The sequence below is a fragment of the Streptomyces sp. NPDC014733 genome (genome assembly GCF_043083385.1).
In the GTDB taxonomy this organism is placed as follows: domain Bacteria; phylum Actinomycetota; class Actinomycetes; order Streptomycetales; family Streptomycetaceae; genus Streptomyces.
Genome location: NZ_JBIBYO010000013.1, coordinates 173742 through 194500, shown reverse-complemented (window position 1 = coordinate 194500; position 20759 = coordinate 173742). Strand labels below are relative to the sequence as shown.

General features: G+C 73.4%; 23 protein-coding genes and 1 pseudogene. 11 read left to right on the top strand and 13 right to left on the bottom strand.

Going from position 1 to position 20759, the window contains the following annotated elements; translation table 11 throughout:
* On the bottom strand, positions 1 to 206 hold a 206-nt coding region (locus tag ACF1BH_RS25765; RefSeq protein WP_391646050.1), incomplete at its 3' end, for a hypothetical protein.
* Between the two features lie 106 nt (positions 207 to 312).
* Here ACF1BH_RS25765 and ACF1BH_RS25760 point away from each other — a divergent pair.
* From ACF1BH_RS25760 to ACF1BH_RS25750, 3 genes are all read left to right on the top strand, one after another.
* Positions 313 to 1146 (top strand): Scr1 family TA system antitoxin-like transcriptional regulator, encoded by an 834-nt coding sequence (locus tag ACF1BH_RS25760; protein ID WP_391646048.1) that lies wholly within the window; start codon positions 313 to 315, stop codon positions 1144 to 1146.
* Entirely contained in the window at positions 1143 to 1349 is a 207-nt protein-coding gene (locus ACF1BH_RS25755) for a DUF397 domain-containing protein (RefSeq protein WP_391646046.1), read from the top strand. The genes ACF1BH_RS25760 and ACF1BH_RS25755 overlap by 4 nt, the downstream gene beginning before the upstream one ends.
* A 213-nt stretch (positions 1350 to 1562) precedes the next feature.
* Entirely contained in the window at positions 1563 to 1913 is a 351-nt protein-coding gene (locus tag ACF1BH_RS25750) for a hypothetical protein (protein WP_391646044.1), read from the top strand.
* Between the two features lie 51 nt (positions 1914 to 1964).
* Here the strand turns inward: ACF1BH_RS25750 and ACF1BH_RS25745 are convergent, their stop codons facing one another.
* Complete coding sequence (locus ACF1BH_RS25745; RefSeq protein WP_391646042.1) at positions 1965 to 3020, bottom strand: NAD(P)-dependent alcohol dehydrogenase; 1056 nt, start codon at positions 3018 to 3020, stop codon at positions 1965 to 1967.
* A 139-nt stretch (positions 3021 to 3159) separates the two neighbouring features.
* Between ACF1BH_RS25745 and ACF1BH_RS25740 the strand changes: the two genes are divergently transcribed.
* Positions 3160 to 4065: a helix-turn-helix transcriptional regulator gene (locus ACF1BH_RS25740; protein WP_391646040.1), complete on the top strand. Its 906-nt coding sequence runs from the start codon at positions 3160 to 3162 to the stop codon at positions 4063 to 4065.
* A gap of 2 nt (positions 4066 to 4067) precedes the next feature.
* On the opposite strand, the gene ACF1BH_RS25735 is transcribed toward ACF1BH_RS25740, so the two are convergent.
* The 4 genes from ACF1BH_RS25735 to ACF1BH_RS25720 form a co-directional block, all read right to left on the bottom strand.
* On the bottom strand, positions 4068 to 4421 hold the full coding sequence (locus ACF1BH_RS25735; RefSeq protein ID WP_391646038.1) for a hypothetical protein: 354 nt from the start codon (positions 4419 to 4421) through the stop codon (positions 4068 to 4070).
* Between the two features lie 214 nt (positions 4422 to 4635).
* Positions 4636 to 5208: a PadR family transcriptional regulator gene (locus ACF1BH_RS25730; protein WP_030285957.1), complete on the bottom strand. Its 573-nt coding sequence runs from the start codon at positions 5206 to 5208 to the stop codon at positions 4636 to 4638.
* 57 nt (positions 5209 to 5265) lie between these two features.
* Positions 5266 to 5475 (bottom strand): ferredoxin, encoded by a 210-nt coding sequence (locus ACF1BH_RS25725; protein WP_391646035.1) that lies wholly within the window; start codon positions 5473 to 5475, stop codon positions 5266 to 5268.
* Positions 5476 to 5619: 144 nt separating this feature from the next.
* Positions 5620 to 6843: a cytochrome P450 gene (locus ACF1BH_RS25720; protein WP_391646033.1), complete on the bottom strand. Its 1224-nt coding sequence runs from the start codon at positions 6841 to 6843 to the stop codon at positions 5620 to 5622.
* Between the two features lie 268 nt (positions 6844 to 7111).
* Here ACF1BH_RS25720 and ACF1BH_RS25715 point away from each other — a divergent pair, with 268 nt between their 5' ends.
* Entirely contained in the window at positions 7112 to 7588 is a 477-nt protein-coding gene (locus ACF1BH_RS25715) for a MarR family winged helix-turn-helix transcriptional regulator (protein WP_391646031.1), read from the top strand.
* Between the two features lie 191 nt (positions 7589 to 7779).
* Here the strand turns inward: ACF1BH_RS25715 and ACF1BH_RS25710 are convergent, their stop codons facing one another.
* Together ACF1BH_RS25710 and ACF1BH_RS25705 are read right to left on the bottom strand one after the other, a co-directional pair.
* Complete coding sequence (locus tag ACF1BH_RS25710) at positions 7780 to 8958, bottom strand: flotillin family protein (protein ID WP_391646029.1); 1179 nt, start codon at positions 8956 to 8958, stop codon at positions 7780 to 7782.
* A 73-nt stretch (positions 8959 to 9031) separates the two neighbouring features.
* Positions 9032 to 9265, bottom strand: a complete 234-nt coding sequence (locus ACF1BH_RS25705) for a hypothetical protein (RefSeq protein ID WP_391646027.1) — start codon at positions 9263 to 9265, stop codon at positions 9032 to 9034.
* A gap of 194 nt (positions 9266 to 9459) precedes the next feature.
* Between ACF1BH_RS25705 and ACF1BH_RS25700 the strand changes: the two genes are divergently transcribed.
* Both ACF1BH_RS25700 and ACF1BH_RS25695 read left to right on the top strand, forming a co-directional pair.
* Complete coding sequence (locus tag ACF1BH_RS25700) at positions 9460 to 9846, top strand: type II toxin-antitoxin system RelE/ParE family toxin (protein WP_391646025.1); 387 nt, start codon at positions 9460 to 9462, stop codon at positions 9844 to 9846.
* Positions 9843 to 10175 carry a helix-turn-helix domain-containing protein gene (locus ACF1BH_RS25695; protein ID WP_391646023.1) on the top strand — a complete coding sequence of 111 codons (333 nt, stop codon included), beginning with the start codon at positions 9843 to 9845 and terminating at the stop codon, positions 10173 to 10175. Before ACF1BH_RS25700 ends, ACF1BH_RS25695 begins: the two co-directional genes overlap by 4 nt.
* A gap of 130 nt (positions 10176 to 10305) precedes the next feature.
* Here ACF1BH_RS25695 and rocD read toward each other — a convergent pair whose 3' ends face one another.
* The 3 genes from rocD to ACF1BH_RS25680 all read right to left on the bottom strand — a co-directional run bounded on the left by rocD (position 10306) and on the right by ACF1BH_RS25680 (position 13279).
* A complete protein-coding gene (gene rocD / locus ACF1BH_RS25690; protein ID WP_391646021.1) occupies positions 10306 to 11544 on the bottom strand; it encodes an ornithine--oxo-acid transaminase in 1239 nt (412 codons plus the stop codon).
* Positions 11544 to 12314 (bottom strand): dimethylargininase, encoded by a 771-nt coding sequence (gene ddaH, locus ACF1BH_RS25685; protein WP_391646072.1) that lies wholly within the window; start codon positions 12312 to 12314, stop codon positions 11544 to 11546. Before ddaH ends, rocD begins: the two co-directional genes overlap by 1 nt.
* A 368-nt stretch (positions 12315 to 12682) precedes the next feature.
* Positions 12683 to 13279 carry an Lrp/AsnC family transcriptional regulator gene (locus ACF1BH_RS25680; protein WP_391646019.1) on the bottom strand — a complete coding sequence of 199 codons (597 nt, stop codon included), beginning with the start codon at positions 13277 to 13279 and terminating at the stop codon, positions 12683 to 12685.
* A 218-nt stretch (positions 13280 to 13497) separates the two neighbouring features.
* Here ACF1BH_RS25680 and ACF1BH_RS25675 point away from each other — a divergent pair, with 218 nt between their 5' ends.
* Positions 13498 to 14322, top strand: a complete 825-nt coding sequence (locus ACF1BH_RS25675; RefSeq protein ID WP_391646070.1) for a RimK family alpha-L-glutamate ligase — start codon at positions 13498 to 13500, stop codon at positions 14320 to 14322.
* Positions 14323 to 14346: 24 nt separating this feature from the next.
* Here ACF1BH_RS25675 and ACF1BH_RS25670 read toward each other — a convergent pair whose 3' ends face one another.
* The gene (locus ACF1BH_RS25670; protein WP_391646017.1) at positions 14347 to 15630 is read right to left on the bottom strand and encodes an MFS transporter; all 1284 of its coding nucleotides are present in this window, start codon (positions 15628 to 15630) and stop codon (positions 14347 to 14349) included.
* A 66-nt stretch (positions 15631 to 15696) separates the two neighbouring features.
* On the opposite strand from ACF1BH_RS25670, the gene ACF1BH_RS25665 reads away from it, so the two are divergent.
* Together ACF1BH_RS25665 and ACF1BH_RS25660 are read left to right on the top strand one after the other, a co-directional pair.
* Complete coding sequence (locus ACF1BH_RS25665; RefSeq protein WP_391646015.1) at positions 15697 to 16761, top strand: LysR family transcriptional regulator; 1065 nt, start codon at positions 15697 to 15699, stop codon at positions 16759 to 16761.
* Positions 16762 to 16829: 68 nt separating this feature from the next.
* Positions 16830 to 17030, top strand: a pseudogene (locus ACF1BH_RS25660) (TetR/AcrR family transcriptional regulator); the annotation flags it as partial.
* On the opposite strand, the gene ACF1BH_RS25655 reads toward ACF1BH_RS25660, so the two are convergent.
* Positions 17029 to 19431 (bottom strand): SpoIIE family protein phosphatase, encoded by a 2403-nt coding sequence (locus ACF1BH_RS25655; RefSeq protein WP_391646013.1) that lies wholly within the window; start codon positions 19429 to 19431, stop codon positions 17029 to 17031. The pseudogene ACF1BH_RS25660 and the gene ACF1BH_RS25655 sit on opposite strands and share 2 nt — an antisense overlap.
* A gap of 296 nt (positions 19432 to 19727) precedes the next feature.
* On the opposite strand from ACF1BH_RS25655, the gene ACF1BH_RS25650 reads away from it, so the two are divergent.
* Positions 19728 to 20699 (top strand): DUF389 domain-containing protein, encoded by a 972-nt coding sequence (locus ACF1BH_RS25650; RefSeq protein ID WP_391646011.1) that lies wholly within the window; start codon positions 19728 to 19730, stop codon positions 20697 to 20699.
* The last annotated feature ends 60 nt before the right edge of the window (positions 20700 to 20759 follow it).

The window sequence follows — 20759 nt, the reverse complement described above, 5'->3', positions numbered from 1 at the left end:
AACCGCTCGGCACGCGACGCACGACGGATGTGCGCCGCGTCGACCACCCACTCCACACCGCCCGTCAGCGACCGCAGCGACCACGCCCCCGCCAGTTCCCCCTTGGCGATCCCGAGACAGCGCCGCTCGGCGTCCGCGACGAGTTCACCGACTGCCGGGCGGTACGGGACCTGATCGCGCTTTCCGGACTCCCGTTCGACAGACACGAAGGTTCCTCTCTGTAGTCATTCCACTACCAGGGAGGTTCAGGCTGGCCTAGCGTCGGAGGTCGTTCAACCGAGCCGGAAGAGGATGGAAGGTTGGTGAGAGCCCTTGAATCGCAAGGAGTTGAACCCGGACGCGTCGCTCAGGGCGGCTTACGGCGCCCGTCTGCGCAGCCTGCGGGAGTCGCGCGGCTGGACACAGGACGATCTGGCCGAGCACATGGGCTATTCCAGCGTCCACATCTCGGCTGTGGAAACCGCGCGCAAGCCTCCCACTCTGCGCCTTTCGCGTAGCGCGGACGGGGCATTCGGCCTGGAGGGTGCGGATACCTTCGTGCGCCAGTGGCGCGAACTCCGGCAGGGCTCCCTGTTGGAGGGCTTCCCGGAGTACGTGGGGTACGAGGGGCGGGCGGTGGAGTTGCGGCTGTACGAGATCGGGATCATTCCCGGACTGATGCAGACGCCGGAGTACGCACGAGTGTTGGCGGAGAGCTCCGTGCGCCGGGGCGCCATCTCGCCCGAACAGGCGCTGGAACGCGTTGATTTCCTCGCGGAGCGCCAAGCAGCGCTGGAGCGGTCCCGCCCGCCCATGGTGATGGTGGTGATGGACGAGAGCTGCATCCGGCGCTGGGTCGGCGGGGACGAGGTCATGGAGGCGCAGCTCGACAGGCTCATCGAGTTCGCCGGCCGGCCCAATACGGTTCTCCAGGTGGCGCCGTTCAACATAGGAGAGCACCGACCGTTCGACCTGCCGGTGAACCTGCTGACCATGGCCGACCGGTCCGTCATGTACTACGCGGAGTCTCAGGCTCAAGGGTTCGTCGACCGTGAATCCACGTCCGTCATGCCCGTCCTGACGACCTACCATCAACTACAGGCCCAAGCGCTCTCCCAGGCGGAAACCGTGGCCATGATTAGCCAGTTGAGAAAGGGCACCCCGTGACGACCGAATTCCCCCGTTGGTTCAAGTCCTCGTACAGCAACAACGGCGGCAACTGCATCGAGGTCGCCGCCAACCTCGTCGCCTCGCGTGGCACCGTGCCCGTCCGTGACTCCAAGGACCCGCAGGGCCCGGCGCTGAGCGTCGACGCCACCGCCTTCGCGTCCTTCGTCGCGGGCGTGAAGGCGGACGCGTTCCGCGCCTGAGCCGGGCCGCGTACGGCGAAAGCCCCGTTCGGCCTCCTGAGTTCGAGGCCGGGCGGGGCTTTTTCGGAAAGAATTCTTGGCGCGCGGTGGAGGGGGCTCGGGTGCAGCGATTGCTGAGCTTGCTCGTGAAGCGTAGCGTGGGTGACGGTGGATTAGTAGCATGCTGGCGCTTACGCCAACGAGAGACTCGTTCGAGAGCGGCGGGAGCATCTCATGGACTTTCCTCTCGGCAAGCTTCTGGAACTCGACGTAGAAAAGACCCAATCCCCTGACCATCAGGACAGGGTGGTCCTGACCAGGGGAGACTTCCAGTTCTTCCCCTCTTCCGGTCTCATTACCGTGCGTCAAGGTGATGCGTTGGACCTGGACAGCGAGGATGTCTTCGTGCCCTTCGGCGACGGTGACGTCGAACTCACGCTGAAAGCGGTGAACCAGCCGGGGAACCCAATTTCCCTGGGGTCGATATTCCTCAGGCGTGACGAAGTCAATGTGGGGGAATTGTCGAAGAGATTCGAGGGCGGCGGGGCTCTGTACGATGTGAAATATAAAGTCCTGCCTCCCTGAGGTCGTACGGGAGCGGCGGCCCGCCGCTCCCGTACGACCCGTTGCGTCAGGTCAGATCGTCGACGTGTCGATCACGAAGCGGTAGCGCACATCGCTGGCGAGGACGCGCTCGTACGCCTCGTTGATGCGGTCGGCGCTGATCACCTCGATGTCGGCGGCGAGGGAGTGCTCACCGCAGAAGTCGAGCATCTCCTGCGTCTCGCGGATGCCGCCGATCAGCGAACCGGCGAACGACCGGCGCCCGCCGATCAGCGCGAACGGCGCGACGGTCAGCGGCTTCTCCGGGGCGCCGAGCTGGACGAGGGTGCCGTCGGTGCGCAGCAGCGAGAGGTAGGCGTTGAGGTCGAGGTCGGCGGAGACCGTGTTGATGATCAGGTCGAAGGTGCCGGCCAGTTCCTTGAAGGTGTCCGGGTCCGAGGTCGCGCGGTAGTCGGCGGCGCCGAAGCGAAGACCGTCGTCCTTCTTGCGCAGCGACTGGCTGAGCACCGTCACCTCGGCGCCCATCGCGTGCGCGATCTTGACGCCCATGTGGCCGAGACCGCCGAGGCCGACCACGGCGACCTTCTTGCCGGGGCCCGCCTGCCAGTGGGCCAGCGGCGAGTAGACCGTGATCCCGGCGCACAGCAGCGGCGCCGCGGCGTCCAGCGGGATGCTCTCGGGGATGCGCAGGGCGTAGTTCTCGTCCACCACGAGGTGGGTGGAGTAGCCGCCCTGGGTGGGCTCGCCGTCCCGCCCGACGGCGTTGTACGTGCCGACGTTGCCCAGGTCACCGGTGCAGTACTGCTCGATACCGGCGCGGCAGTTCTCGCACTCGCGGCAGGAGTCGACGAAGCAGCCGACGCCGACGCGGTCGCCCACCGCGTAGCGGGTGACGGCGGAGCCGGTCGCGGCGACGACACCGGCGATCTCGTGGCCGGGAACGAGCGGGAAGTGGCCGCCCTCGCCCCATTCGGCGCGGGCGGTGTGGATGTCGGAGTGGCAGATTCCGGCGAACTTGATGTCGATCAGGATGTCGTGGGCACCCAGCTCGCGGCGCGGGATGGTGGTCCGCTCCAGCGGTGCCTTCGGTGCGGGCGCGGCGTACGCGGCGACAGAGGTGTGGGTCATGCTCCCGAGGATGCAAGGGCGGCCGGAGCGTAGCCAGTGCCCCCTGCAACGTATGACCGGCGTTCCTACCACCGGGAGGGACACCCAGCGGGACCCGGACGCTTTTCCCGGTGCGGCGGTCCGTACGCATACTTCGGGTATGGACCAGCGCACCGAATTGAGCGAGTTCCTGCGCTCGCGGCGGGCCCGGCTGCGGCCGGGGGACGTCGGGCTGCCCGAGTACGGCAGACGGCGGGTGCCCGGGCTGCGGCGGGAGGAGCTGGCGCAGCTGGCCGGGGTCAGCGTCGCGTACTACATCCGGCTGGAGCAGGGCCGGGTCGGCAACGTCTCCGCCGCGGTACTGGACGCGATCGGCGACGCGCTGCGGCTGACCGGCGCGGAGCGCGACCACCTCGCCCACCTCGCCCGCCCGGTGCCGCGCCGCCGGGCCCGCCCCGCCGTCCGCCCGCAGCGGGTGCGGCCCGCCGTCCAGCAGCTGCTGGACACGATGGACGCGGTGCCCGCGTACGTCATCGGGCGGCGGCTCGACATCATCGCCTGGAACGGTCTGGCCTGCGCGCTGCTCGGCGACTTCCCCGCGCTGCCGCGCAAGGAGCGCAACCTCGCCTGGCAGGTCTTCCTGGACCCGGCGGCCCGCGCGCTGTACGAGAACTGGGAGGCCAAGGCGGCCGACGTCGTCGGCTACCTGCGGCGGGACGCCGGACGCCACCCGGACGATCCGGCGCTCGCCTCGCTGATCGGCGAGCTCTCCCTCAAGAGCGAGGACTTCCGGCGGCTGTGGGCCGCGCACGACGTCCAGGACAAGGGGTTCGGCACGAAGGTGCTGCGGCATCCGGTGGTCGGCCGGCTGACCCTCGCGTACGAGACGCTGAGCCTGCCCGCCGACCCCGGTCAGCAGCTGATCGCCTACCACGCGGAGCCCGGCTCGCCGTCCGCGCAGTCGCTGCGGCTGCTCGCCTCCTGGTCCCTGGAGCCGGCCCGGCCCCGCCCGGAGGGGGCGGAGGACGGGACGCGGACCGGGGACGACGCGCAGCCGCGGCCGTAGGTCTAGCGGCGGTGGAAGAGCACCGAGCGGAGCTTGAGCCGGTCGGTGGCGTGGCCGCCGTCCGGGCGGAGGGTGAAGGAGTCGCCGTCGCAGCCCGCGCCGGTGAAGACCGTCACGAAGTCGTCGGTGTCGTTGCGCGGGGTGTGCGCGGGCGCCACCCAGTCCTGCGCGACCTCGGGCAGTGTCAGGCAGACCCCGCTCGGCGGATCCGCCAGGGTCCCCTCGTGCACGGCGCCGTCCTGGGCGTCGACGAGGTACGTGAACGAGCCGGTCGCCGCCTGGGCGGCGGAGGCGGGCAGGGCGACGGTGAGCGCGAGGGCACCGAGGGCGGCGGCCACGGAGTGGCGAAGGCGCATGGGTGTTTCCTTCCGGGGAACGGACGCACCCCGTAGCGGGGCGCGTGCCGGGAGGAACTGCCCACACCGGGCGGGGAGATGTGCGCCCCCGGGGCGCCTCACACGAAGGAGTGCGGGGCCCGACAGCCGTGCGGTGGCGGGGCCCGGCGCGTGCGGCGAGGGTGCCCCGACCGGGCGGTGGGGAGCCCCCTGTTCCGCCGGCGGGCGCGCGGCGTCACGTCGCCGGGCGCGCCGCCGTCTCCCGGCTGCGGAGCACCGCCGCGATCCGTTCGCACCAGGCGCGGGTCTCGCGTTCGAAGGCGAGGCCGCGCAGACAGGTCAGATACGGGCCGATACGGGTGCCGCGGAGGAGGAAGGTGGCCTCGTCGAGATCGCCGCGGAGCCGTTCCAGGACCCGGTCGAAGATCTCGGTGCGCCCGGCGGCGATCCGGGCCCGCTCGGTGAGCTGGGCGATCACCGGGGCGGCCGGTAACCGGTCCACGGCCTGCACCTTGACCAGCAGGTCGTCGCGGAGGAAGGACGGCCGGACGGTGGCGGCGGCGAACCGGTGCAGCTCGCCGATGCCCGCCTCGGTGACCGTGAACAGCCGCTTGTTCGGGCGCATCTCCTGCACCACCTGACGGCCGGTGACCAGGCCGTCCCGCTCCAGCCCGGAGAGTTCGGTGTAGAGCTGCTGGGGGCGGGCGTACCAGAAGTTGGCGACGCGGGTGTCGAACTCCTTGGCCAGTTCGTAGCCGCTGCACTCCCCGTCCAGCAGTGCGGCGAGCACGGCGTGCCGCAAGGTCATCGCGACTCCTCTCGGACGCGGCGGGGCGGGCCGCCGGGGGCGGCCCGCCCCGCCCGGTCAGACGCGTTCGGTGGCCTCCTCCAGGGCGATGGCGGCCGCGGGGCAGACCGCGGCGGCCTCGCGGACCGCCTCGTGCAGCTCGGCGCGGGGCCGGGCGTCGAGGAGGACGACGATGCCGTCCTCCTCGCGCTGGTCGAAGACGTCCGGGGCGGACAGCACACAGCTACCGGCGCCGCAGCACTTGTCCTGGTCGACGGTGACGCGCATGGGGTTGCTCCTCGGGTGGGGCCGGGCGGCGGGCCGCCCGGTGCCGGTGGGTCGGTGGACCGGTGGTTCGGTCGGTGGCGCGCACGGCCGAAGTGCCGTACGCGCCGGAAGGGTCGGCGGGACGCGGGGCCGGAGGGCTCTTGGTCACCAGCCGACCGGGAGGGCGTGGACGCCGTAGATGCCCATGTCGTGGCGGAACGGGACCTCCTCGAAGGGGATCGCGAGGTGCAGGTCCGGCAGCCGGCGCAGCAGCGTCTCCAGGGCGATCTGCATCTCGATGCGGGCCAGCGGCTGGCCCAGACACTGGTGGATGCCGAAGCCGAACGCGACGTGGAGGCGGGCGTCGCGGGTCACGTCGAGGCTGTCGCCGCCGGGGAAGACGGCCTCGTCGCGGTTGGCGGCGTTCAGGGTGCAGAGCACGCCCTCGCCCGCCCGGATGGTGGTCCCGCCGACCGTGACGTCCTCGGTGGCGGTGCGCGGTACGCCGTTGTGGACGATCGTCAGATAGCGCAGCAACTCTTCCACCGCGCCCTTGATCAGGGAGGGTTCGGCACGCAGCAGTTCCAGCTGGGACGGGTTGCGCAGCAGCGCGAGGGTGCCGAGGGCGGTCATGTTCGCGGTGGTCTCGTGACCGGCGATGAGCAGCAGCCGGCCCATCCCGGCGATGGCCTCGTCGGAGAGTTCACCGCGGGCGACGAGCCGGCTGATGATCCCGTCGTCCGGCTCCTCGCGCTTCTTCGCCGCCAACCGCGTGAGGTAGTCGAGGAGTTCGCGCTGCGAGGTGCGGACCTCGTCAGGGGTGGAGCGGAGGCTGAGGAGTACGCGGCTGCGGTCCTGGAAGAAGGAGTGGTCCTCGTACGGGACGCCGAGCAGCAGGCAGATCACCAGGGACGGCAGCGGCAGGGCGAATTCCGCGACGAGGTCGGCGGAGGTGCGGCCGTCGGTCATCCGGTCCAGGAGGTCGTCGGTGATCTCCTGCACCTGCGGCCGCATCGCCTCCACCTTCTTGATCATGAAGTCGGCGGTCAGCATCCGGCGCAGCCGGGCGTGCTCCGGGTCGTCCTTGCGGATGAAGCTGAACGAGCTGTCCTCGGCGAGCACCCGGGTGCCGGCGGTGAGGAAGGGAAACCCGGGGCGCTTGGTGTCCGCGCTGAACCGCGGGTCGCCCAGCACCTCGCGGACGTCCTGGTGGCGGGTGACCAGCCAGACGGGCGAGCCGTCCCACAGGGTGGCCCGGGTGACCGGCGCCTCCTGTCGGGCACGGTCGACGGCGGGCGCCGGGTCGAAGGGGCAGCCGGGTGCGCGGGTCGCGGGGACGGCGAAGGGGGCCGAGGTCGTTGCGGGGGCGGTGTGGGGTGCGGTCGTCATGGCGGGTCCTTCCACGTTCGGGCACGGGGCGCCGCGGTGAACGGTGCGGGTGACGCCATCGGCGCGCGGGCGGCGACCGGCCGGCGCGGGGGGTCGGCCGACCGGTCGCGGTGGTGCCCGCGCTCCGACTGTTACCTGACTAAAGCAACTATCGAGGCCACGCTAACGCGCCCGCGCCAGGGGCGTAAGAGTGCATTCCGGCCGCTTCGACGGTGGCCGATTCCCGTGCGGTAAGGGGCGGTTGGCGGGGGACCGCTAGGGTTCCTGCATGTCGGATCCCGCCCCGGACCAGGACCCCGTCGTCGCGCTGCAACGCGCGCTGGTCATGCTGTCCTACCTGCTCACCCGCTCCCAGGCGCACGAACGCCTCGCCGAGCGGGCCGGGGTCTCGGCCCGTCGGTCGGACCTGTGGCTGCTGATGGCGCTGGAGGGCGTCGGGGGCGTGAGCCGGGTCGGCGATCTGGCGGACCACCTGATGGTCGAGCCGTCCCATGTCACCCGCCAGATCGGCCGGCTGGCGGCGGAAGAACTCGTCGCCCGCACCCCGGACCCGCTCGACCGGCGGGCCCGCCTGGTCGCCATCACCCAGCACGGCCGCACGGTCCTGGGCCGCCTCCAGGGCGCCCGCCAGCACACCCTCCACCAGGCCCTCGACGGGTTCGACCCCCGTGACGTGGCAATCACCGCCGAGGTCCTGAACCGGCTCACCGAGCACGTACGGGAGCGGGAGGCGGGAGAGGGGTGAGCGGCGGCCCCGGCGGGGCCCGCCCGTAGGGGACCGGTCCGAGGCGGGCGCGGTCCCGCAGGGGCCCGGCGGTGCGCGAGGCCGGGCCCCGTACGGGCCCCGCACAGGGCTCGGTCCCGTACGGAAAGACCCGTACGGGGCCGAACGGTGCCGGTCAGCGGCTTCTCACCGGCCGACCGGCGGCTTCCCGGCTACTCGATCCCGATCCGGCCGTCGTCCTCCGGGCGGCGGGCGTCGGCCGAGGCGCCCGTACGGGGACGGGCGTCGCCGGACTGCTCGCCGGTGGTCTCGGGCGCGCCCAGGTTGCGGCGGACCGAGTCGAGGATGGTCAGGCCCTGGCCGACCAGACCGGCGGCGATCTCGCCGAGGCCGTCCGCGCCGTTCAGGACGTTGACGTTGGCGCCGGACAGGCCCGCCGACGCCTCCTTGACGATCTGCGGCAGCTGATCGATCAGCATCCGGTCCAGCGCCACCCGGTCGTACGACGCCGCCGCCTCCGCCTGGATCTTCATCCGCTCCGCGTCGGCCAGCGCCAGCAGCCGGATCCGCTCCGCCTCCGCCTCGGCCGGCTTGACGACCTCCGCCACCAGCTCCTGCTGGCGCAGTGACGCGGCCCGCTCGGCCAGCTCCGTACGGGCGGCCAGCACCTCCTGCTGGGCGTGCGCCTCGGCCAGCGGGCCCGCCTGTGCGGCCTGCGCCTGGGCCCGGTCGACCTCGGCGTTGTACTGCGCCTGGACCACCGCGGTCTGCCGGGAGTACTCGGCCTGGTTCCGCGCCGCCTCCTGCTGCGCCTCGGCCGACGCCTGGGTGGCCTTGGCCTGCGCGATCTGCGCCTGCCGCTGGATGGCGGCCTTGTGCGGCGCGGACATCGCCTCGATGTATCCGGTCTCGCCGTCGTCGATCGACTGGATCTGCAACGAGTCGACGATCAGGCCGATCTTGGCCATCTCCGTCTTCGAGGTCTCCAGCACCTCGGTGGCGAGTTTCTGCCGCTCGGTGACGATCTCCTCGACGGTCATCGAGCCGATGATGGACCGCAGATGGCCGGCGAAGATCCGGCCGGTCAGCACGGACATCTGGTCCTGGTCGGACAGGAAGCGCTGTCCGGCGTTGACGATCGACTCGGTGTCGTTGCCGACCTTGAACGCGATCACGGCGCGCACGGTCAGCGCGATGCCCTGTTTCGTCACACAGGTCTCGGCGACCTCCGACTCGCACATCGCCAACGTCAGGAACCGGGTCTTGCGGAAGACCGGCAGCACGAACTTTCCGTGGCCGATCACCACGCGGAACGGGGCGTCGCCGTGCCCCCGCCGACCGCCCGAGATCAACATGGCCTCATCCGGGGCCGGTACGCGGTAACCGAACATCTCTCGTCTCCTCAACCGGCGCCGCCGGCCCGGGGGCGGTCCGCGGCGCGGGGCGCACGCGCACGGAGGCTCCCTAACCGTTCAGCGCGTCCAACGGATCGGACCAGGCGAGGACATCCACCTGCCGGGTGCCGCGCGAGGCGATCACCAGCACCTCCGTGCCGGTCGCCAGGGGCTCCGCCGACCAGGCCAGAAACGTCTCGGACCCGCCCCTGATCCGCACCTGGACCTCACCGGGCCCGGCCTCGCCCCGGGTGCCGATGAGCAGCACCCCGATGCAGCCGATCACGGCCTCGTCCCGCGCCATCGACGGCTTCCCCCTCGCCTTGCTGGTCCTGCAGCCGACCTTAGCCCCCGGCCAGGCCCTTTACCCGCGCCGGAGCGGACCCGGGGACGGGCATTACCTGACTTTGACGCGGGCGGGCGGGCGGAGCGGGGCAGCAGTACGGCGCCGGAATTCCGTCTCTGCTCGGCCACACTGGTGGATATACACTTCACTATATGGCCGATGCCTGGGAGATCGAGATCGAACCCGAGGTCCGACACTGGCTGGACACCCTGTCCGACCGTGGCTACCTGCACGCCGAGCACATCGCCGAACGCCTCCTGGCCTCCCCTACGACCCTGGGTGAGCCGTACTCCCGCCATTTGGGCAAGGGGTTACGGGAGCTCCGGTTTCACCTCGGGCATGACGGCGACGCCGTTCGGATGACCTATTGGCTTGCGCCGGGGCGGCGCATCGTCTTCCTGACGGTGTTCCGCAAGACCCGTATGCGCGAAGACGCTGAGGTGAAGCGGGCCCAGCAGGCGCGGGAGCGCTGTGCGGCAGAGGGGCACACCGCTCATGACGAGTTCACCCGTGAGATGTCGAGGGGAGAGGGACGATGAACCACGCCCGATGGAAGGTCGCGCGTGACCGAAGGATGTCCGAAGGCGACGCCGATGCATCCGAGGCCGAGGCGATGCGCAGTGAGATCCGCCTCGCCTTCGACCTGGGACAGGCCGTGTACGACCGTCGGACGGAGCTGGGGATCTCGCAGAGTGAACTCGCCGAACGAGCGAGGATGACCCAGCCGCAGATCTCGAAGCTCGAACTCGGGGGCACGGTCCCCACCCTTCCGCTCCTGGCACGGCTCGCCGACGCCCTGGACGCCTCTCTCAACATCGCGCTCGACAGCGGCACCTCGACCGTTGTCTTCACCGCCCACGCGGCCTGAGCGCAGGAATGCCCGCGCCGCCGAGCGCTGCCGGAAACCGAACGCGGCCCCGGCAGCAGACCTGATATTGGCAGCGGTACGGCCCGGCGGAGATCACCCGCCGGGCCGCGTCCGTTCGTACGAACCGGGGCTACCCCAGCACCTTCGCCAGCGATCCGAGCGCCGACTCCAGGTCCTCGCGGGTGATCGTCAGGGGCGGGGCGAGGCGGATGGTGGAGCCGTGGGTGTCCTTGACGAGGATGCCTTCGGCCAGCAGGAGTTCGCTGATGTGGCGGCCGGTGCCGAGGGACGGGTCGATGTCGATGCCCGCCCACAGGCCGCGGGAGCGGAACGCGACGACGCCGCGGCCGGTGAGGGCGGCCAGGCCCTCGCGCAGCACCTCGCCCAGCTCCGCGGCGCGGCGCTGGTACTCGCCGGTGGCCAGCAGGCCGACGACGGCCGAACCGACCGCGGCGGCGAGCGGGTTGCCGCCGAACGTCGAGCCGTGTTCGCCGGGGCGCAGCACCTCCATCACGTCGCGCCGGGCGACGACGGCGGAGACCGGCACGATGCCGCCGCCGAGCGCCTTGCCCAGCAGCAGGACGTCCGGGACGACGTCCTCGTGGTCGACGGCGAGGGTGCGGCCGGTGCGGCCCAGCCCGGACTGGATCTCGTCGGCGACGAAGAGGCAGCCGTGGCGCCGGGTGAGCTCGCGGACGCCGGTGAGATAGCCGTCGTCCGGGATCACGACGCCGGCCTCGCCCTGGATCGGCTCGATCAGCACCGCGGCGGTGGTCTCGTCGATCGCCGCTTCCAGGGCGGCCAGGTCGTTGTACGGGACGATCCGGAAGCCCGGGGTGAACGGGCCGAAGCCGTCGCGGGCGACCGGGTCGGTGGAGAAGCTGACGATCGTGGTGGTGCGGCCGTGGAAGTTGTCCGCGGCCACCACGATCGTCGCCCGGTCGGCCGGGACGCCCTTGACCTCGTACGCCCACTTGCGGGCCAGCTTGATGCCGCTCTCCACCGCCTCGGCGCCGGTGTTCATCGGCAGGACCATGTCCAGGCCGGTGAGGCGGGCGAGCCCGGCGGCGAAGGAGGCGAGCTTGTCGTGGTGGAAGGCGCGCGAGGTCAGCGTCAGCGCGTCGAGCTGGCGGTGGGCGGCGGCGGTCAGCGCCGGGTGGCGGTGGCCGAAGTTGAGGGCGGAGTAGCCGGCCAGCATGTCGAGGTAGCGGCGGCCCTCGACGTCCTCGACCCAGACGTCCTCGGCGCGCGCCACGACCACCGGCAGCGGGTGGTAGTTGTGCGCGAGGACGGGCGCCTCGGCGGCGATCACGGACGCGGAGGAGGCGGCGGCACCGGAGGCGGGGCCGGTCTGTACGGGAGCGGTCATCAGCGGATCTCCTGGGTGCAGCACTTGATGCCGCCGCCGGCCTTGTGGAACTCCGACAGGTCGACGGGGACGGGGACATAGCCCTCCTGGGCCAGCCGGTCGACGAGCCCGGTGGCCTGCGGGGCGACGAAGACATGACGGCCGTCGGAGACGGAGTTGAGGCCGAACGCCATCGCGTCGTCGCGGGAGGCGCGCACCGCCCGCGGGAACAGCCGCTCCAGCACCTGCCGGCTGCCCGCCGAGAACGCCTCGGGGAGGTACGCGACGTTCTCGTCGTCGAGGGCGAACAGCGCGGTGTCGAGGTGGTAGAAGTACGGGTCGGTCAGCTGGAGGGCGACCGTGGGGACGCCGAAGAACTCCTGGATCTCGGCGTGCGCCGCGCGGCTGGTGCGAAAGCCCGTACCGGCCAGGATCAGCCCGCCGACCGGCACCAGATCGCCCTCGCCCTCACACGACGACTCCGGGCGGCGCACCGCCTGCCCGTCCGCCGCGAACCACTTCTCGTACGCGGCGGACTCCGGGCGGCGCTCCGGGGCGTGGAACGACGAGCCGAAGACCTTGCCGTGCAGGCAGAGCGCCGCGTTGGCGGCGAAGACCATGTCGGGCAGGTCCGGTTCGGGCGTCACGGTGTCGACGGTGTGGCCGTGCGCCCGGTAGGCGGCGGCCAGCGTCTCCCACTGCCGGGCGGCGCGCACGGTGTCGACGGGGGCGTCGCCGCTCATCCAGGGGTTGATGGCGTAGCGGACGTCGAAGTGGTCCGGCGGGCACATCAGGAAGCGGCGCGGCCGGGCGGTGCGGCGCGGCGCGGGGAGCGCGTCGACGGTGGCGCGCAGGGCGGCGTCCGCGGCGGTGGGGGCGAGGTGGCCGGCCGGGGTGGCCGGGCCGGTGGGGCTGCCGGGCGTCGCCACGGCCGTTCCGGCGGCGGGCGCGGTGGGCGGTGCGGGCTCGTGGCTCATCGGGGCGGGCGCATGACTCGTCGGCACGGCAGAACCTCCGCTTCTTACGGGGCACGACCGGTCGGCCCGCGGCGGGCGACCGCGGGACTGCCGGATACGTCTCCACGGTAGGGAGCGCCCGATGCGCGGGACAAGACGAACATGCTGCGCGAGGACGCAGCATCGCTGCGTGATCAGAGCCCTCAGGGAAGGATCGTTGCGTCGGCCGGTGGGTCGTCGGGGGCCGCCCGGCGGGCGCCCGCCTCCGCGGAGTCCGGCAGCAGATGGGACAGCACGAGATAGCTGATCGTCTTCCGGATGAAGGGTTCGTCGCGGATCCGCTCCAGCACCTCCTCGAAGTGCGCGACATCGGTGGCCCGGACGTGCAGCAGCGCGTCGGCGGCGCCGGTGACGGTCATCGCGGCGGCGATCTCCGGGTGGTTGCGGACCACCTCGGCCAGCCGCCGGGGCGGCGCCGCGCTGTCGCAGTACACCTCGACGTACGCCTCGGTCCGCCACCCCAGCGCCGAGGGCCGCACGGTCGCGGTGAACCCGGTGATCACCTCGGCGTCACGGAGCCGGTCGACCCGCCGTTTGACCGCGGTGGCGGAGAGCCCGACGGCCGTACCGATCTCCGCGAAGCTGGTCCGGGCGTTGTCGATGAGCGCCGCGACGATCTTCCGGTCGAGCTCGTCGAACGAGGCGGGGCGGGGGGCGCCGGGCGGCGCGCCCGGGGGCTTTCCGGCGCCGGGCGCACCCGTGCCGTGCGGGGCGCCGTTCCTGGGGGGCTTGCTGGTCATGGGGGCTCCTGGTGGGTGGGTGGGGGCACGGTATCCGGGGGCCGCGGCCGGCGGGGGCGGAACTGCCGGGGGGCGTCGGTCGTCGTGGGAGTGGTGCGTCGGCCGTGCGGAACGGCGCGGAGGCGCGGGGACGAGGTCGGACGAGGAGAGGGGCCCGGCGCCGGAGTGGCGGCCGGGTCCGGTGGGATGAGGTCAGGATGGGATACGGGAGGGGTGCGGTGCGGGTCTGTCTGCTGACGGACAAGCCCGGCCATCCGCTGCTGGCGGCGGCCTCGGCACTGTGGGCCGAGCGGGGCACGGTGGTGGCGTACGACCCGGATGCGGAGGGCCCGGAGGCGCCCGGGGTCCCGCGCGCCGATGTCTATCTCCTCAAGGCGCACACGCCGCGCGCGTTGGCGCTCGCCGCGCGGCTGGAGGGGGAGGGCGCCGCAGTGGTCAACTCCGCGGCGGCGACCGCGCGGTGCCAGGACCGTACGGAGATGGCGGAGCTGGCGCGGGCGGCGGGCCTGCCGTTCGCGGCGACCCGGACGCTGGACCGGCTCGGGCCGCTGGCGGCGGCCGGGGAGCCGCCCGCCCCGCTGGTCGTCAAGAGCCGCCGCAGCCGCCGCGGCGACCTCGTCGCCCGCGCCGACACCGCCGCCGACCTGCGCCGGCTCGCCGCGGCCTGGCCCGATGAGCCCGTCGTGGTCCAGGAGTTCACCCCGAACGCCGGCTGGGACCACAAGCTGTGGGCGATCGACGGCCGGCTCTTCGCCGCCGTCCGCCGCTCGGAACTGGCCCCGGGCGGGCGTGGCGCCACCACCACCGTCGCACCGGGTCAACTCCCCTGCGGATGGGCGGAGGTGGTGCACCGCGTCGGCGAGGTCTTCGCCCTCGACGTCTACGGTGTCGACCTCCTGGACGCGGGCGGCGGCGCCCCCGTCATCGTCGACATCAACGCCTTCCCCGGAGTCCGCGGCCAGGCGGGCGCCCCGGAGGCGTTGGCGGCGCTGGCGGCGCGGAGGGCCGCGGGAGTGCCGGCGGGCGCACCGTCCCCCCGGTGAGCCGCCGGTGAGACGGGTGCGCGCTCAGGCGCCCCGTTCCGTCTCCGGTGCCGCCGTCGCGGCCGCCCCGGGCGTCCGCTCCCCGGCGGGCTCCGGCCGGGCGGCCGGGCGCAGCCGCCGCAGCGTGACGGCGCTGAGCAGGGCCAGGGCGATCAGGCCGAGGCAGTAGAGCGTGACGCCCGGCCAGGCGGCGGCGGAGTAGGCGACGCCGCCGACCGTGCCGCCGACGGCGCTGCCCATGTAGTAGAAGAAGAGGTAGACGGCGGCGCCCTGCGCGCCCAGCGCGGTGGCCCGGCCGCCGACCCAGCCGCTGGCCACCGCGTGCGCGGCGAAGAACCCGACGGTGAAGACCACCAGCCCCGGCACGACCGCGCCCAGGTGCGGGACGAGCATCACCACCAGCCCCGCGACGGTGGTCAGCAGCGCCGGGATCAGCACCCGCGGGCGGCCGAACCGGTCCACGAGCCGGCCCGCCGCCGCCGACGAGAACGACCCCGCCGCGTACGCCACGAAGAGCAGTCCGGCGGCGGTCTGGGAGAGGTGGAAGGGCGCCGCGATCAGGCGGAAGCCCAGGTAGTTGTAGACGGTGACGAACGCGGCCATCGCGACGAAGCCGATGAGGTAGAGCCGCAGCAGTCCGCTGTCCGGCAGCGCCCGGCCGATCCCGGCGGCCAGCGCGCGCGGGCGCGGATCGCGGCGGACGAAGCGGACCGACGCCGGGATGGTCAGCCGGAAGAGGACCGCGCAGACCGCCGCGACCACCCCGACCGCGCCGATCGCCCACCGCCAGCTGCCGGTCACCTCCAGCACCCCGTCCGCGACGAGCCGCCCCGCCATCCCGCCGATGCCGTTGCCCGCGACGTACAGGCCCATCGCCTGGCCCAGCGAGGAGCGGTCCACCTCCTCGGCGAGGTACGACATCGCGGTGGCCTGGAGTCCGGCCAGGGAGAGGCCCTGGAGGACGCGGATCACCAGCAGCGCCGGGAAGTTGGGGGCGAAGGCGGCGGCGATGCCGAGGAGGGCGGCGCAGCTCAGCGCGAGCGTCATCATGCCGGTCCGGCTCCAGGCGTCGGAGACGGCGGTCAGCGGCACCACGGCGAGCGCCATCGACGCGGTCGAGACGGAGACGGTCAGCGAGGACGCGGCGGGGGTCAGGTGCAGGTCGAAGGAGAGCGCGGGCAGCAGCGCCTGGACGCAGTAGAGCGTCATGAACGTGGTCAGCCCGGCCGCGAAGAGCGCACCGGTGGCGCGCCGGAAGCCGGGGGCGCCCCGTAGGTGGGCGGCGGGTATCGCGGCTGCGTCGGTCACCCGGCGACGGTAGGCACGGGGCAAATGATGCGTCCAATGCATGGATCGGCGAGGTATGTTCCGGATATGGAACAGGTGAGCGAGCAGGGTGGTGGGGACGGAGCGGCGCGGGCACGTCGTACGGGGCCGGCCCCCGGCGGGCGGGCGCCGTGGGAGCCGCGGGGGCTGCCCGAGCTGACGGGGCTGCCGGGGGCGCGGGGCCTTCCCGGTCCGCGGGCGGCCGGGCCGCTGGCGGCGGTCTGCCCGGACCTGGTGCGGTTCGTGGCCGTCGCCCGGCTGGAACATCTCTCGGCCGCCGCCGACGAGCTGGACGCCCCGCAGTCGACGGTCAGCCGCGGCATCGCCCGGCTGGAGAAGGCGGTCGGCACCCCGCTCTTCGACCGCGAGGGGCGCGGGCTGCGGCTGACCCGGCACGGCCGGGCGTTCCTCGCCCGCGTCCAGCGGGGCCTGGAGGAGATCGCCACCGGCTGCGAGGAGCTGCGGCTCGCCACCGGCGCCCCCGGCACCGTCGCCCTCGGCTTCCTGCCCGCGCTCGGCACCGCCCCCGTACCGCTGCTGGTCAGCTGGTTCCGCGAGCGCCATCCGCAGGCCCGGTTCCAGCTGGTGCAGGACAACGCCGAGGGGCTGCTGGCCCGGCTGCGCGCCGGGGAGGTCGACCTCTGCCTGACGTCCCCGCTGCCCGACGAGGCGGGCATCACCACCGTCCCGGTCGCCCGCGAACCGCTCCGGCTGGTCGTCCCCGCGGGCCACCGGCTGGCCGGCCGCGCCCGGGTCCGTCTCCTCGATGCCGCCGACGAGGACTTCGTCATGGCCACCTCGGGCTACGGCCTGCGCCGCCTGGTCAACGGCCTCTGCGCGGACGCCGGATTCACGCCCCGGGTGGCGTTCGAGGGCGCCGAGATCGCCACCATCCGCGGTTTCGTCGCGGCGGGCCTGGGCGTCGCGGTACTGCCGCCCTCCCCGGTGGCCGTCCCCGGCCTCGTCGACCTCCCGATGGACGAACCCGCGGCCCACCGCACCGTCGGCCTGACCCGCGTCACGGCCCGCACCCCGACGCCCGCGGTCGCGGACTTCATCGCCCTGCTGACGGAACGGGCGCAGGAGTGTTTCGGGGTGGGGGCGGCGGGGTGAGAGGACGGCCGGGGGCCGTCGGCAACTGCCGGGGCGGGCGGGCCGGTTCGTGCCTTCGGTGACACTGGCGGGCGGGGGTCTCGCACGGGGCGCCGCGCCGGTACCTCCCCACCCACCAGACGCTGCTCTCGGCGGTCGCCCGGCGTGGTTTCGAGGACCTCGGCGCCCGGTCCGGGGCCGCGGTCGCGGGTGCGGACACCCCGCGCGGCCAGGTGGCGGCCCTGGCGCGGGCCTGTGTGGCGTACGCGCAGGAGCGGCGCGGCATGTTCAGCCCTCCACCCCTTCGAGCGCCTGCTCCGTCCACACCGTCTTGCCGGTCGGGCCGTAGCGGCTGCCCCAGCGGGTGGTCAGCTGGGCGACGAGGAAGAGGCCGCGGCCGCCCTCGTCGGTGTCGCGGGCCTGGCGCAGCCGGGGCTGGCTGTTGGAGGAGTCGGTGACCTCGCAGACCAGGACCTGGTCGCGGACGAGGCGGACGCCGATCGGGCCGCGGGCGTAGCGCAGGGCGTTGGTGACCAGCTCGCTGATGACCAGTTCGGTGCTGAACACCAGGGCGTCCAGGCCCCATTCCGTCAGCTGCCCGGTGACCAGTTCGCGGGCGAGGGAGACCGCGGTGGGCCGGGCGGGGAACTGCCAGGCGGCCAGGGAGGCCGCCGGGATCGCGCGGGTGCGGGCGAGGAGCACCGTGATGTCGTCCGGGCGGTGCGGCGCCGAGCGGACCGGCGCGATCAGTTCCTCCCCGATGGTGTCCAGCGACCGCCCCGGGCCCGCCGCCTCGGCCAGCCGCCGCAGCACCGCCGCCTCCGCGTCCTCGAACGAGTCGGAGGTGCCGCGGCGCTCCGCCTCGATCAGCCCTTTGGTGTAAAGCGCCAGCACGCTGCCGGGCGGGATCTCCACCTCCGTCACCTCGAACGGCATCCCGCCGACGCCGAGCCCCGGCCCCGGCGCGACATGGATGAACCGGGCCGTGCCGTCCGGATGCACCACCGCCGGCATCAGATGGCCGGCGCTCGCCACCTGGCACCGGCGGTCCACCGGGTCGTAGACCGCGTACAGACACGACGCGCCCATCGTGTCCGGGTTCTCGGCCTCCTCCGCCATCCGGTGCACCAGGTCGTCCAGCCGGGTCAGCAGCTCGTCCGGGCTCAGATCGAGGTCGGCGAGGGTCTGTACGGCGGTGCGCAGCCGCGCCATGGTGGCGGTCGCGGACAGCCCGTGACCGATGACGTCGCCGACCACCAGCGCGGTCCGCAGCGACGACAGCGGCACCGCGTCGAACCAGTCGCCGCCCACCCCGGCCTCGCCCTCCGCCGACAGGTAGATGCCCGCGGTCTCCGCCGCCGCGGTGGAGCGGGAGACCGGCGGCAGCAGGCTGTTCTGGAGCATCACCGACATGCGGTGCTCACGGGTGTAGCGGCGGGCGTTGTCCATGCCGAGCGCGACGCGGCTGACGATCTCCTGGAGCAGCTTGGCGTCCTGCCTGTCGAACGGGGCGCCCTGCCGCACGCGGTAGACCTGGACGTAGCCGAGCACCAGCCCCCGCGCGACCAGCGCCGCCCCGATGGACGCGCACAGCTCCGCCGGCACCATCCGCGGCACCGCCGGGCCGTTGCCGAGGATCGCGGCGTAGGCGTCCGGTTCGTTGACGACCAGGACCTTGCCGCGTTCCAGATCGCGGAAGCCGGGGCCGTTGGGGATGTCCGGGAGCATCTCGCCCGCCTGGATCAGCTCCTCCGGCCAGGGGCCGTGCGCGTGCTTGACGGCCAGCCGCCGGAAGTCGCCGTGCACGCCCGCCACGCTGCGCGGCGGCTCGCCCCCGCGCAGCGTCGCCTCCGTGATCTCCACCGCCGCCAGGTCGCCCATCGACGGCACCAGCAGATCCACCAGGTCCTGGGCGGTGCGCTCCACCTCCAGACTGCCGCTGATGGACCGCGTCGCCCGGTAGACGAGGTCGAGGCGGCGCGCGGAGCGGTACCGCTCGGTGACGTCGACGAGCGAGGTCAGCGCACCGTTCGGGCGGCCCCGCAGGTCGTACAGCGGCGCCGCGGTCAGCGAGTAGACCAGGTCCTGGCTCCCGGGCGTCTCGGAGTGCAGCACACCCGAGGCGTCCACCACCGGCTCGCCGCTGTCCATCACGTGCCGCAGCAGCTCCTGACCCGTGCGGCCGCCCTCCAGGCCGGGCATCGCGCACAGCGGGTCGTGGCCGTCGGCGGTCAGCCGTCCGGCCCGGCCGACCGCGGGGCTGGCCTGGCGGATCCGCAGGTCGGAGCCGTGCACGGTGAACTGCCACAGGTCCTGGGCGAGCAGCGCCCGGCCCACCGCCGTCTCGTCGCTCCAGGTGGTGAGCGCCTCCGCGGGAAGCCCCAGGGCGAGCACCCCGGCACCGGCCAGCGGCAGCAGCCGCACCCATACGGGGACGGGGTGCCCGTCGCGGTGGCGCAGCGGGAGGACACGGCCGCCTGGGACGCCGGACGGTTCGCCCGTACGGGGGACGGGCTGTGCGGACCGCGGCATGACCAGCGCGCGGGCGGGCGTGCCGAGCACCGCGTCCGGCTCATGGCCCAGCAGCTGCGCGGCGGACCGCGTCCAGTGCGTGACCAGGCCGTTCTCGTCGATCACGACCGCGACGACGCCCGTCATCGGCGCCGGCGGCTCCGGTCGTGGCACGGCCATCTGAACACTCCGTACGTCGAACGGACCGATCACCTCAGTGTGCCCCCCTCCCACGGATCGAACGAGTGCTGGCAGCCGGTCGGGAACGGGACAGGGGTGGGGCGGGCGTGGTCCGGCACCGGCGCGCGCAGGGCGGGCGCGCGCCCCGCCGCCTGCCGTCCCGGCCCGGGCGCGCGGGAGCAGCCGGGCGCGCGGGGGCGCCGGGCGCCCGGGAGCCGGGCGCCCGGGAGCCGGGCGCGCGCCCCTTCCGGCGGGCCGGGCCGTTTCCCGTACCCCGTCCGCCTCCGGGCGGCACAATGACCGCCGTGTTGCACGTACGAGTGATCTCCCCGGCCGATCGCGCCGACGAGGTGGTGCGGACCGTCGCCGCCTGCGAGGCCGCCACCCATCTCATCCGGCTGCCGGGCGCCGCCTGTGTGCCGCCCGGTGACTGCGTCGAGTTCGACGTGGCGCGGGAGGGCGCCAACGACGTCCTCGCGCAGCTGCGGGCTCTCGGCCTCGAAGAGAGCGGCGGCATCACCGTCGAGCAGCTCGATCTGACCGTGTCGGCGGCGGCCGACCGCGCCGAGGCGTCGGCGCCGGGCGATCCGGACGACGCCGTCGTCTGGGCCGAACTCACCGCCCGCACCGCCGCCGAGTCCCGGATGACCTGGGCGTTTCTCGCCTTCCTCACGCTGGCCACGCAGATCGCGGCGATCGGCGCGCTGCTGGACCAGCCGATCCTGATCGTCGGCGCGATGGTCCTGGGGCCGGAGTTCGGGCCGCTGGCGGCGCTCTGCTTCGCGGCGCTGCGGCGGGACGTCCGGCAGGCGGGGGTCGCGGTGCGGACCCTCGCCGTCGGCTTCGGGGCGGCCATGGCGGTCACGCTCGCCTGTGCGGTGGTCAGCCGGCTGCTGGGCTGGATCACCCCGGACATGCTCGGCGCCCGGCCGCTGACCGGCTTCATCGTCCACCCCGACCGCTGGTCGTTCATCGTGGCGGTGCTCGCCGGGGCCGCCGGGATCCTGTCGATGACGGCCGGGAAGTCGTCCTCGCTGATCGGCGTCTTCATCTCCGTCACGACCGTCCCGGCGGCCGGGAACATCGCCCTCGCCCTCGCCCTTGGCCACTGGGACGAGGTCGGCGCCTCCTTCGTCCAGCTCGGCGTCAACATCGCCGGAATGCTGGTCTCCGGCACCCTCACCCTCGCCGCCCAACGCGCCCTGTGGTCCCGCTACGGGCCCCGCCTCGGCCCCGCCCGCCCGGCGGAGCCGTACCGGAGGGCCTGACGACGGGAGGCCCGCGGCGCCGCGGCCCGCGCCCCCCGCCGGCGAGCCGCACGCCCCCAC

Excerpts from the sequence above, each read along its gene's own strand:
- ACF1BH_RS25750 (WP_391646044.1), top strand. The coding sequence starts at position 1,563 with ATGGACTTTCCTCTCGGCAAGCTTCTGGAACTCGACGTAGAAAAGACC.
- ACF1BH_RS25745 (WP_391646042.1), bottom strand. The coding sequence starts at position 3,020 with ATGACCCACACCTCTGTCGCCGCGTACGCCGCGCCCGCACCGAAGGCA.
- ACF1BH_RS25740 (WP_391646040.1), top strand. The coding sequence starts at position 3,160 with ATGGACCAGCGCACCGAATTGAGCGAGTTCCTGCGCTCGCGGCGGGCC.
- ACF1BH_RS25735 (WP_391646038.1), bottom strand. The coding sequence starts at position 4,421 with ATGCGCCTTCGCCACTCCGTGGCCGCCGCCCTCGGTGCCCTCGCGCTC.
- ACF1BH_RS25730 (WP_030285957.1), bottom strand. The coding sequence starts at position 5,208 with ATGACCTTGCGGCACGCCGTGCTCGCCGCACTGCTGGACGGGGAGTGC.
- ACF1BH_RS25725 (WP_391646035.1), bottom strand. The coding sequence starts at position 5,475 with ATGCGCGTCACCGTCGACCAGGACAAGTGCTGCGGCGCCGGTAGCTGT.
- ACF1BH_RS25720 (WP_391646033.1), bottom strand. The coding sequence starts at position 6,843 with ATGACGACCGCACCCCACACCGCCCCCGCAACGACCTCGGCCCCCTTC.
- ACF1BH_RS25715 (WP_391646031.1), top strand. The coding sequence starts at position 7,112 with ATGTCGGATCCCGCCCCGGACCAGGACCCCGTCGTCGCGCTGCAACGC.
- ACF1BH_RS25710 (WP_391646029.1), bottom strand. The coding sequence starts at position 8,958 with ATGTTCGGTTACCGCGTACCGGCCCCGGATGAGGCCATGTTGATCTCG.
- ACF1BH_RS25705 (WP_391646027.1), bottom strand. The coding sequence starts at position 9,265 with ATGGCGCGGGACGAGGCCGTGATCGGCTGCATCGGGGTGCTGCTCATC.
- ACF1BH_RS25700 (WP_391646025.1), top strand. The coding sequence starts at position 9,460 with ATGGCCGATGCCTGGGAGATCGAGATCGAACCCGAGGTCCGACACTGG.
- ACF1BH_RS25695 (WP_391646023.1), top strand. The coding sequence starts at position 9,843 with ATGAACCACGCCCGATGGAAGGTCGCGCGTGACCGAAGGATGTCCGAA.
- rocD (WP_391646021.1), bottom strand. The coding sequence starts at position 11,544 with ATGACCGCTCCCGTACAGACCGGCCCCGCCTCCGGTGCCGCCGCCTCC.
- ddaH (WP_391646072.1), bottom strand. The coding sequence starts at position 12,314 with ATGTGCCCGCCGGACCACTTCGACGTCCGCTACGCCATCAACCCCTGG.
- ACF1BH_RS25680 (WP_391646019.1), bottom strand. The coding sequence starts at position 13,279 with ATGACCAGCAAGCCCCCCAGGAACGGCGCCCCGCACGGCACGGGTGCG.
- ACF1BH_RS25665 (WP_391646015.1), top strand. The coding sequence starts at position 15,697 with ATGGAACAGGTGAGCGAGCAGGGTGGTGGGGACGGAGCGGCGCGGGCA.
- ACF1BH_RS25655 (WP_391646013.1), bottom strand. The coding sequence starts at position 19,431 with ATGGCCGTGCCACGACCGGAGCCGCCGGCGCCGATGACGGGCGTCGTC.
- ACF1BH_RS25650 (WP_391646011.1), top strand. The coding sequence starts at position 19,728 with ATGACCGCCGTGTTGCACGTACGAGTGATCTCCCCGGCCGATCGCGCC.